Below are 7,370 nucleotides of genomic sequence, written 5' to 3' on the forward strand. Positions count from 1 at the left end.
TGCGACACCGCGAATGGTGGCATGTCACGCCCGTTCTCAATGCCACTCGCGCACGTCGACGAAATGCCCGGCGATCGCGGCCGCCGCCGCCATCGCGGGCGACACCAGATGGGTGCGGCCCTTGAAACCCTGCCGTCCCTCGAAATTGCGATTCGAGGTCGAGGCGCAGCGCTCCTCCGGTTTCAGCTTGTCGGGATTCATCGCAAGGCACATCGAGCAGCCCGGCTCGCGCCATTCGAATCCCGCCTTGATGAAAATCTTGTCGAGACCTTCGGCTTCCGCCTGTTCCTTGACGATGCCGGAGCCCGGCACGACCATGGCGTTGATATTGCCGTTCACCGTCCTGCCGTCAGCGATCTTCGCCGCCGCGCGCAAATCCTCGATGCGGCCGTTGGTGCATGAGCCGATGAACACACGGTCGACCCGGATGTCGGTGATTTTCGTGCCGGGCGTCAGTCCCATATAGTGCAGCGCTCGTTCCTTGGACAGTCGCTTCGCCTCGTCCTCGATGTCGGCGGGATTCGGCACCTTGCCGGTGACCGAGACGACGTCTTCCGGCGAAGTTCCCCAGGTCACGATCGGCGGCAGCCTGGCGGCGTCAAGCCGAATCTCGTGATCGAAATGCGCGCCGTCGTCGCTGCGCAAGTTTTCCCAGTAGCGCATCGCGGCATCCCAATCGGCGCCGTTCGGCGCCTTGGGACGGCCTTTCAGGAATGCGTAGGCTTTCTCGTCAGGCGCGACGAGGCCGGCGCGCGCGCCGCCTTCGATCGACATGTTGCAGACCGTCATGCGGCCTTCCATGCTCAGCGCGCGGATTGCCTCGCCGGCGTATTCCAGCACGTAACCGGTGCCGCCCGCGGTGCCTATTTCTCCAATGATGGCGAGGATGATGTCCTTGGCGGTGACGCCGTCCGGCAACTTGCCGTCGACGATGGCGCGCATGTTCTTCGCCTTCTTCTGAATCAGCGTTTGCGTCGCCAGCACATGCTCGACCTCCGAGGTGCCGATGCCATGCGCGAGCGCGCCGAACGCGCCATGCGTCGAGGTGTGGCTGTCGCCGCAGACGATGGTGGTTCCGGGCAGGGTGAAACCCTGCTCGGGGCCGATGACGTGGACGATGCCCTGGCGCTTGTCGAACTCGTTATAATACTCGATGCCGAATTCCCTGGCATTCTGCGCCAGCGCGGCGATCTGCTCGGCGCTCTCCGGATCGGGATTGGGCTTGGTGCGATCGGTGGTCGGCACGTTGTGATCGACCACCGCGAGCGTTTTCTGCGGCGCGTGGACCTTGCGCCCGGCGGCGCGCAGACCCTCGAACGCCTGCGGCGAGGTCACCTCATGAACGAGGTGGCGGTCGATATAGAGCAGGCAGGTGCCGTCCTCGGCTTCGTGGACCAGATGATCGTTCCAGATCTTGTCATAGAGAGTGGTCGGTTTGGACATGGACGTGAGCCTTCCGGAATTCTTTGAGCGGTCCGCGCGGCGGGCGCGCGAGAAAAAGGGACGAGAGGAAGGCGCGGCGTCAGACCGCCGACGTCGCGAATCGCCCGAAGAAACGTCCGGGCAAGCGGCTACGGTCGTCGATCACGATGCGCGTCATGAACCGGCCGATGTCGCTACTGCTGTGATCCGTAACCATTTTCGTCTTTTTACCACGGCCGCATCCGTCGCCACAATCTATAGCGTTTTCGAGCGAAGTGGATACCGGTTCGCGTGAAGAAAACGCGTCAAAATAAATCATAGAGCCTTACTTCTGTTTTCATCAGCCGAGAGGCTCTAACGATCGGCGAAGCTTGCATTCCGGATAGATAGGCGCGGGCGAAGCAATAAAAAAGCGCGACCGGAGCCGCGCTTTCGAAAACTTTGCAGGAGGAGCGGCGGCGCTCAGTTCGTCGCCGCCTGCTTGTCTTGCTTGTCCTGCTTTTCGACGATGCGGGCCGATTTGCCGCGCAGGTTGCGCAGGTAATAAAGCTTGGCGCGGCGAACCTTGCCGCGGCGCACCACCTTGATCGAATCGATCATCGGAGAGAGCAGCGGAAACACGCGCTCGACACCCTCGCCGTAGGAAATCTTGCGGACCGTGAAGCTCTCGTTGAGCCCGCCGCCGGAACGGCCGATGCAGACGCCTTCATAGGCCTGCACGCGGGTGCGCTCGCCCTCGACCACCTTGACGTTGACGATCACGGTATCGCCGGGGCCGAACTCGGGAATCGTCTTGGTCGCCGACAGTTTGTCGAACTGCTCTTTTTCGAGCTGCTGAATGATGTTCATTGCAAATCTCCATCGGCGGCGCGCCCGGCCGCTTGAGGGGGCTGCGCGAAACTCATCTATCCAGTGGCGCGTATTTTCGCAAAAGTGGATACCGGTTTTGCGAAAAGAATACGCGCAACTCAATTCGTTACAGCATTCAACGGCAAACCGGATCCCACCTTGCCTGGAAATGCTTGCTGCGCGGATTGGCGCTCCCTATAGAGCAAAGCCGGGGCTTTGTCACCCGCTTGTCTTGTCTTTTGGCGGAATTTGGCGGCTCCATTCCGCCCAGAGGTCGGTCCGGCGAGCCCGGGTGAGGGCTTCGGCCTCGGCCCGGCGCCAGGCGTCGACCCTGGCGTGATCGCCGGACAGAAGCACTTCCGGAATCGGGCGGCCCTCGAACTCCTGCGGACGGGTGTATTGGGGGTATTCGAGGAGGCCGTGCGAAAAACTCTCGTCCGCGCCGGATTCCGCCTTGCCCATCACGCCCGGCAAAAGCCGGACACAGGCGTCGATCAGGGCCATCGCGGGAATTTCGCCCCCCGACAGCACATAATCCCCGACCGACACCTCCTCGAGCCCACGGGCCTCGATGACCCGCTGGTCCACGCCCTCGAACCGCCCGCAGACGACCAGGGGTCCCGGCCCCGCGGCGAGTTCCGCCACGCGGGACTGGGTCAATGGCCGACCTCGCGGACTCATCAGCAGGCGTGGCCGGTCCGGCGAGACCTCCGCCGCGTCGATGGCCCTGGCCAGCACGTCGGCGCGCAGCACCATGCCGGGGCCGCCGCCGGCCGGGGTGTCGTCGACGCTGCGGTGTCGGTCGGTGGCCGAGTCGCGGATATCGCGAGCTTCGAGTGCCCAAAGGCAGGCAGCCAGCGCCCTTCCGGCGAGGCTGACGCCGAGAGGGCCGGGGAACATCTCGGGAAACAGCGTCAGGACGGTCGCGCGCCAGGTCATCGATGGGGCACCAAGTCGGCAGCTCAGGAATGTCATGACCGGGCTAAAGCGCGAAGCGCGTCTTCGCGCTGACGTCCCGGCCACCCGCGTCTGTGACAGAGAAAGACAGACGTAGATGCCCGGCACAAGGCCGGGCATGCCCGACTAAATGGAATCCGGCTCGTCGCCGTCGATCTCGCCGGGCATCTCGATCACCACGCGCCCGCCGGCGATGTCGACGACCGGCACCACGGCATCGGTGAACGGCAGCATCAGGGTCGCGCCCTGCGGCGGGGCGATCTCGATGATATCGCCCGCGCCGAAGTTATGGATGGCGGCCACCGTCCCGAGCGGCATGCCGGCCGCATCGACCGCGGCGAGGCCGATCAGGTCGGCGTGATAGTATTCGCCTTCGTCCGTCGCGGGCAGTCTGTCGCGCGCGACGTAAAGCTCAATACCGTTGAGTCGCTCGGCCTCCTCGCGCGTGGTCACGCCCGTGAACGTTGCGACGAGGTGGTCCCTGGCGGCGCGCGCGTGCGCCACCTCAAGCTGTCGCGCGCCATCCTTTGTCGAGAGCGGGCCGTAGCGCGTCACCGACATCGGGTCTTCGGTGAACGTCCACAGCCGCACCTCGCCGCGCAGGCCGTGCGCGGCGCCGATCCGGGCCACGCAGACGCGCGCCGTCATGCCGCTTCAGCCTCAGGACTTCGCGGCGGCTTCGGCCTGCGCCTTGCGCTCCTTGCGCGGCACGGCCTTCTCCGGATTGTTGCGCGCCGCGCGCTTCTTGACGCCGGCGGCATCGAGGAAACGCGCCACACGGTCGGACGGCTGCGCGCCCTTGGCGAGCCAGGCCTTGACCTTGTCGAGGTCGAGCTTGAGGCGGTCGGCATTGTCCTTCGGCATCAGCGGATTGAAGTAGCCGAGCCGCTCGATGAAACGGCCGTCGCGCGGATAGCGCGAATCGGCGGCGACGACATGATAGACCGGCCGTTTCTTGGTGCCGGCACGGGCGAGACGGATCACGACGGGCATAAGGTACTCCTGAGGGTTATTCGTTTCGGTGTTGGCCTAATTTTGATTTGTCATTCCGGGGCGCGAGCGTAGCAAGCGAGCCCGGAATCCATAACCACAGCCGGGAGTATGGATTCCGGGCCTGCGCTATCGGCGCGAACGCTCTGCGTTCGTCGCCTCGGCGCATCCCGGAATGACGGAGATGGATTGGACGTGCTCATTTCTTCTTCCGGGGAAAGCCGAGGCCGGGCAGCGGCGGCTTGCCGCCGAGTCCGGTGAGGCCGGGAAGGTTGGGCAGGCCGCCGCGCAGTCCCGCCGCCAGATCCTTCGGCAGTTGCGGCTGGCCGTCGGCGCCTTTCGGCATCTTCTCCGCCAGCGCCTTCATCTGTTCGGGCGTCGGCATCGGCATGCCGCCGCCGAATCCCATGGCCTGCGCGATGCCGGCGAGGGGGCCGCGCTTGCCGGTCCCCATCATCTTCATCATGTCGGCCATGCTGCGATGCATCTTGAGCAGCTTGTTGATCTCCTCGACCTTCTGGCCCGCGCCGGCGGCGATGCGGCGCTTGCGGCTGGCCTTGAGGATATCGGGATGCTTGCGCTCCTGACGCGTCATCGAATCGATCACCGCGACCTGGCGCTTGATGATGCGGTCGTCGATGCCGGCCGCGGCGATCTGGCTCTTCATCTTGGCGATGCCGGGCATCATGCCCATCAGGCCTGATACGCCGCCCATGTTCGCCATCTGCAGCAACTGCTCGCGCATGTCGTTGAGGTCGAACTGGCCCTTGCGCATCTTTTCAGTTGTGCGCGCGGCTTTCTCGGCGTCGATGTTGGCGGCGGCCTTTTCGACCAGGGTGACCACGTCGCCCATGCCGAGGATGCGGCCGGCGATGCGGGAGGGATGGAAGTCCTCCAGCGCGTCGGTCTTTTCGCCGGTGCCGATCAGCTTGATCGGCTTGCCGGTGACCTGACGCATCGACAGCGCCGCGCCGCCGCGGCCGTCGCCGTCCACTCGTGTCAGCACGATGCCGGTGAGGCCGACGCGCTCATCGAAGGAACGCGCCAGATTCACGGCGTCCTGGCCGGTCAGCGAATCGGCCACCAGCAGCACTTCGTGCGGGTGGGCGACGGCTTTGATGTTCGCCGCCTCGGACATCATGTCTTCGTCGAGCGTGGTGCGGCCGGCGGTGTCGAGCAGCACCACGTCGTGGCCGCCGAGCTTGCCGGCCTCCAGCGCGCGCCGCGCGATCTGCTCGGGCTTCTGGCCCGCGACGATCGGCAGCGTCTGGATGTCGAGGTCGCGGCCGAGCACCGCGAGTTGCTCCATCGCCGCCGGACGATAGATGTCGAGCGAGGCCATCAGCACCTTGCGTTTGTCGCGCTCGGTCAGCCGTCGCGCCAGTTTCGCCGTCGTGGTGGTCTTGCCCGAGCCTTGCAGGCCGACCATCATGATGATGACCGGCGGCACCGCATTGAGGTCGATGGTCTGGCCGTCTGAGCCGAGCGTGGCGATCAGCTCGTCATGGACGATCTTCACCACCATCTGGCCGGGCGTCACCGATTTGACCACGGTGGCGCCGATCGCCTGCTCGCGGACCTTGTCGGTGAAGCTGCGCACCACGTCGAGCGAGACGTCGGCCTCCAGGAGCGCCCGGCGCACCTCGCGCATGGCGGCGTCGACGTCGGCTTCCGTCAGCGCGCCGCGCCGCGTCAGCCGATCGAGAATGCCGCCGAGCCTTTCCGACAGATTGTCGAACATGAGCCGTTCCTGTCTTCTCCTCGTCGTGGCCGGGCTAGTCCCGGCCACCCACGTCTCGTTCCCATTGAAGACAATTTAAGTCGTGGATGCCCGGAACAAGTCCGGGCATGACGACCGAGGGTCTGTGAGACGCAAACCCAAAACACGTTTACGCCCGAGGGCGCACAGCGCTGTCGGGCGTTGACCTCCGGCCCCTGCGGCCGGTCGGCGGGTCGAAAAGAAGAGTCTTTTCGAGAATTCCGGCGGATTTACAGGCGGCGGCCTGCCGGAGTCAAGCCGATTGGCGCGCCAAACCGCTACGGCGCTGCCTTGATCTCCCAGGATATGCCGACCGTCACGCGCAATGTTTCCTCGCCGGGGGCGATCGGGGTCTCCGCGGCCATCGGCGCCGCAGCGCGGCGATACATTATCGGCACCGCCGCGCCGTGTTCGGAAATGCTGATGGGCGCGCCGAGCGTGACTCCCGCGGCCTTGGCGTAGATCTCCGCCTTGCGCCGCGCATCAGTGACCGCCTCGGCGCGGGCGTCGTCGAGCAGCTTCGAGGCGTTGGAGACCATGAAGTTGATGCCGCCGATGTCGTTGGCCCCGGCCGCGGTCACCGCGTCGATCACGCCGGCGATCTTGCTGACATCGCGCAGCTTGATCGTGACCTGGTTGCTGGCGCGATAGCCGGAGAGGACGTTGGGTCCCGGGCGGTTCTGATTGGCGTATTGCGGCTGCAGCGATAGTCGCGAGGTCTGATAGTCCTTGTCGGAAAGACCTGCGCTTTTCAGCGCCAGCAGCACCTTGCCCATGGCGTCGTTGTTGGCGCTGGCGGCGTCGCGCGCGGTCTTGGCGTCGGTCGTGACGCCTGCTTCGATCCGCGCAAGATCCGGAGGCGCCGAGATCGTGGCCTCGCCGGTCACCGAGATTGTCGGTCGCGATTGTATATCCGCTTGCGCGGGCATCGAGATCGAAGCGGCGATGGTGGCGGCGACGACGGTGAGCGGGATCCGGGTCTGCATGACGGCTCTCATTTCAGCGGGACATAGACGTTGATGACCAGATTGTCTTCTTCGGTCTTCAGCGGATCGGTCATGTACTCCTCGATGAAGGTATCCTTGGCTTCGAGCTTTTTGTCGTCAAGGTGGTTGGTGATCGCCTCATAGGTGTTGTCCATGTTGTCGTAGGAGCCGCGATGCACGAATTTCAGCGCCTTGCCCTCCGGTGATTTGTTCATGCTCATGTTCTTGGGCAGGTCCTTCAACTCCTGGTCGACCGGGACTTCCGCCATGAACGAGAAGCCGTTGTCGTCGGTCGAGGTATAGACGATCATCATGTTGCCGGCGGCCTTGACGCCCTGCTTGTCGAGAACGGCCGCGAGCGACTTGAAGGAATCGATCAGCGTCTCGAACGCGGTGTCCCAGGTGGC

The 7,370-nt window shown here is 64.7% G+C and carries 9 protein-coding genes; all 9 read right to left on the reverse strand.

What is annotated here, in order from left to right:
- Positions 1–36: 36 nt before the first annotated feature.
- Complete coding sequence (leuC, locus tag BGN91_RS07920; RefSeq protein WP_292612054.1) at positions 37–1,443, reverse strand: 3-isopropylmalate dehydratase large subunit; 1,407 nt, start codon at positions 1,441–1,443, stop codon at positions 37–39.
- A 79-nt stretch (positions 1,444–1,522) separates the two neighbouring features.
- Positions 1,523–1,741: a hypothetical protein gene (locus BGN91_RS07925; protein WP_292612056.1), complete on the reverse strand. Its 219-nt coding sequence runs from the start codon at positions 1,739–1,741 to the stop codon at positions 1,523–1,525.
- A gap of 143 nt (positions 1,742–1,884) precedes the next feature.
- Positions 1,885–2,271 (reverse strand): 50S ribosomal protein L19, encoded by a 387-nt coding sequence (rplS, locus tag BGN91_RS07930; protein ID WP_292612057.1) that lies wholly within the window; start codon positions 2,269–2,271, stop codon positions 1,885–1,887.
- Between the two features lie 219 nt (positions 2,272–2,490).
- Complete coding sequence (gene trmD, locus BGN91_RS07935) at positions 2,491–3,210, reverse strand: tRNA (guanosine(37)-N1)-methyltransferase TrmD (protein WP_292612059.1); 720 nt, start codon at positions 3,208–3,210, stop codon at positions 2,491–2,493.
- 144 nt (positions 3,211–3,354) lie between these two features.
- Complete coding sequence (rimM, locus tag BGN91_RS07940; RefSeq protein ID WP_292612061.1) at positions 3,355–3,876, reverse strand: ribosome maturation factor RimM; 522 nt, start codon at positions 3,874–3,876, stop codon at positions 3,355–3,357.
- A 12-nt stretch (positions 3,877–3,888) separates the two neighbouring features.
- Positions 3,889–4,221 (reverse strand): 30S ribosomal protein S16, encoded by a 333-nt coding sequence (gene rpsP / locus BGN91_RS07945; protein ID WP_292612063.1) that lies wholly within the window; start codon positions 4,219–4,221, stop codon positions 3,889–3,891.
- A gap of 196 nt (positions 4,222–4,417) precedes the next feature.
- Positions 4,418–5,959 carry a signal recognition particle protein gene (ffh, locus tag BGN91_RS07950; protein WP_292612065.1) on the reverse strand — a complete coding sequence of 514 codons (1,542 nt, stop codon included), beginning with the start codon at positions 5,957–5,959 and terminating at the stop codon, positions 4,418–4,420.
- A 296-nt stretch (positions 5,960–6,255) separates the two neighbouring features.
- On the reverse strand, positions 6,256–6,975 hold the full coding sequence (locus BGN91_RS07955; protein WP_292612067.1) for an SIMPL domain-containing protein: 720 nt from the start codon (positions 6,973–6,975) through the stop codon (positions 6,256–6,258).
- On the reverse strand, positions 6,972–7,370 hold a 399-nt coding region (locus tag BGN91_RS07960), incomplete at its 5' end, for a GyrI-like domain-containing protein (protein ID WP_292612069.1). The genes BGN91_RS07955 and BGN91_RS07960, both read right to left, overlap by 4 nt.

It is taken from the genome of Nitrobacter sp. 62-13 (genome assembly GCF_001896955.1).
Taxonomy (GTDB): Bacteria; Pseudomonadota; Alphaproteobacteria; order Rhizobiales; family Xanthobacteraceae; genus Nitrobacter.

Excerpts from the sequence above, each read along its gene's own strand:
- leuC (WP_292612054.1), bottom strand. The coding sequence starts at position 1,443 with ATGTCCAAACCGACCACTCTCTATGACAAGATCTGGAACGATCATCTG.
- BGN91_RS07925 (WP_292612056.1), bottom strand. The coding sequence starts at position 1,741 with ATGATTTATTTTGACGCGTTTTCTTCACGCGAACCGGTATCCACTTCG.
- rplS (WP_292612057.1), bottom strand. The coding sequence starts at position 2,271 with ATGAACATCATTCAGCAGCTCGAAAAAGAGCAGTTCGACAAACTGTCG.
- trmD (WP_292612059.1), bottom strand. The coding sequence starts at position 3,210 with ATGACCTGGCGCGCGACCGTCCTGACGCTGTTTCCCGAGATGTTCCCC.
- rimM (WP_292612061.1), bottom strand. The coding sequence starts at position 3,876 with ATGACGGCGCGCGTCTGCGTGGCCCGGATCGGCGCCGCGCACGGCCTG.
- rpsP (WP_292612063.1), bottom strand. The coding sequence starts at position 4,221 with ATGCCCGTCGTGATCCGTCTCGCCCGTGCCGGCACCAAGAAACGGCCG.
- ffh (WP_292612065.1), bottom strand. The coding sequence starts at position 5,959 with ATGTTCGACAATCTGTCGGAAAGGCTCGGCGGCATTCTCGATCGGCTG.
- BGN91_RS07955 (WP_292612067.1), bottom strand. The coding sequence starts at position 6,975 with ATGAGAGCCGTCATGCAGACCCGGATCCCGCTCACCGTCGTCGCCGCC.